This window comes from Roseateles sp., from assembly GCF_036486225.1.
Taxonomy (GTDB): domain Bacteria; phylum Pseudomonadota; class Gammaproteobacteria; order Burkholderiales; family Burkholderiaceae_C; genus Roseateles.
In genome coordinates this window covers 1-2,336 of sequence record NZ_DASVNZ010000188.1, presented here as the reverse complement: position 1 = coordinate 2,336, position 2,336 = coordinate 1, and the positions used below count along the sequence as shown (strand labels likewise).

Sequence of the window (2,336 nt, the reverse complement as noted above, 5' to 3'; positions counted from 1 at the left end):
ACGTCGCGTTGCTCGCGCAGTTGAGCGAGTTTGCTCATGGTGAGTCCTTTCGATGAGGCATGAAAAAGGCCGCCCGGAGGCGGCCTGACTTCGTCGTGCGCGAGAGCGCTAAACGATGGGGGTCAGCTTCAGCGCGCGCAGGCGCTGCTGCTGGCGATTGCGATGGATGTCCTCCTGCGGCGGATCGGTAGCCACCGGCGGCGCAGCCTGTGCAGACGTCTGCACAGCAGCGGCCCGGGTGGCACGCGCCAGAAAGGCGCTCAGGTTCCAGGTCGCCTGGTTCTCAGGGGCGCCGTCCTTTTCCTTCTCACCGGCGAGACGATCGACGAAGCCGTGTTCGACCGCCTCCTCCCCCGTGAACCACGTTTCGGCGGACATCCATTCCAGGATCTGGGCCTTGTCCTGCCCGGATCGCGCGGCGTAGGTGTCGCCCAGCGTGTCGTCCACCTTCTGCAGGAGAGCGACGGTCTTGGCGAGGTCGTCGGCATTACCCCAGGTCAGCGTCCACGCCTTGTGGATCATGAACATCGCGCCCGGGCTGATCACGATCTCGTCGCCCGCCATGGCGATGAAGGTAGCCGCGGAAGCGGCCAGTCCGTCGATGTGCACGATGAGGTGCGCCTTGTGCTCGCGCAGGGCCGTCTCGATGGCCCTCGCGCCGAACACGTCCCCTCCGGGGCTGTTGATGCGCAGATGAATGGTCGACGCGGTGATGCCGCGCAGCGCCTTCACGAAGGCATTCGGCGACACGCCGCCCCACCACTCCGCCTCCAGATCGGACGAGACGATGGGCTCGTAGATGAAGATCTCGACTTCATCGGCGTTGCCGTCGACGGCCTTGACTTCGAACCGCCGGCCTTGCGCCTGGCGGTTGTCGGCGAGCAGCTGCGCCAGACGGTTATTCGGCAGAGGGCTTCGCATTCTGTTCTCCAGGGTTGGTCGTGTCGTCGTCAGCCGTAGGGCCATCGTTCGTCTTGGAGTCGCCAGTCGCATTGCCAGCCGCGGCCAGCGGCTCAAGCGAATCGCCGCCCGGCGCCGGCGGCAGGTTCTCTGCACGACGCACCTCGTTCGTCGTCATGATGGGCCGCTCGCCGGCACGCCCCAGCGCCGTGCGATAGCCCTCCATCCGACTCTTGAAGTCACCGCGCTCCAGCTCGGCCGTGACGTGCTGGACGAAGTACCGCTGCCGTGTCGGCCAGAGCTTGTGGTTGAGCTCCTGTGCGATCTGCACCAGGTGCTTCAGCAGCGTGTACCGCTTGAAGTTCGCGCCCTGAGACTCCATGCCGGTACCCCAGCTGGAGTTCTTTTCGGTATGCCCGACCAGGTAGGGCGGCACACCGAAGATCCGGCAGATTTCCTCGACGCTGAACAGGCGGGTCCCGAGGATCTCCGCATCCTTCGGATTGATAGTCAGCTGGGCCGGCTTGAGCCCGCCGGCGAGGATCAGCGGCGCGCGAGATCCGGAGACCCGCGACAGCAACTGCTCCCGCAGGTCCTTCACCTGCTCGCCATTCATCCCCTGGTCCGTCTGCAAGGCGTAGTCGAAGACTGCGCCCTCGCTGAAGAACCGGCCCGCGAAGTCCTGCTGAGCCAAGGCGGTGCCGATCGCCTCGCGCGCCGCGTAGGTGATCGGGCTCGGACTCGTGAGCCCGTCGTATCCCAGGCTTGTGAGCTGGACCATGTCGGCCTGGTCGAGCACGTATGCCGGGCCACCCGTGTCGGGCAGCACGCGGAAGTACTTGCGCTTGGACTTGTGGTCGCGGAACGGCGTCACCCGGCTCCAGTGGTGAGGCTTCCACCCGATGACCCGCGCGCTCGACATCGACGGCCGCAGGAGCTCGGCGTAGCCGTCGCCACCGAAAAGCTTGTTGGCGACCAGCTGGCTCCAGGCATCCGCCGCGGACATGTCTTCGTTGGCGCGCTCGTTGAGCATCCAGTGGTAGTCGTGCTCGACCGGCTTGCGCGCCTCTCCGGCGCGCTCGTAGATGCCGAGCGGAAGCGTCGCGATGGCGCCCACGATACGGTCGACGCAGGCGTACACCGCCGACACGCGCATCGCGGTCTCTTCCGTGACCGGCACGCCGGCCTTCGACATCCCGTAGGAACCCAACAGCTTCGTCAGGTCGTCCAGCGACAGGTTGCTGGCAACGGAGTTCTCGCGCAGCGCCTTCACGCCCGCGCGCTGCGCCGCGCCGGGCCGCCCGGCCAGGAACTGGCTGAGCACGCGCGAGGGCATCTCGCGCTGCTGGAGGTTGAACGCGTGCGCCATCGTCAGAAGCCCAGGTTGATCACTTGAGGAAGCACCGGCGCCTCGAGCTCGGCGCCGACCATCGCGC

General features: G+C 66.6%; 2 protein-coding genes. Both read right to left on the bottom strand.

Features of this window, described 5'->3' with window-relative positions; genetic code table 11:
* Nucleotides 1-108: 108 nt before the first annotated feature.
* Nucleotides 109-966, bottom strand: a complete 858-nt coding sequence (locus VF536_RS13245) for a head maturation protease, ClpP-related (RefSeq protein WP_331615319.1) — start codon at nt 964-966, stop codon at nt 109-111.
* Complete coding sequence (locus VF536_RS13240; protein WP_331615318.1) at nt 899-2,224, bottom strand: phage portal protein; 1,326 nt, start codon at nt 2,222-2,224, stop codon at nt 899-901. Before VF536_RS13240 ends, VF536_RS13245 begins: the two co-directional genes overlap by 68 nt.
* Between the last annotated feature and the right edge of the window lie 112 nt (nt 2,225-2,336).

Bases quoted from the DNA above. Each gene is read 5' to 3' on its own strand.
- VF536_RS13245 (WP_331615319.1), bottom strand. From the start codon at position 966: ATGGCCCTACGGCTGACGACGACACGACCAACCCTGGAGAACAGAATG.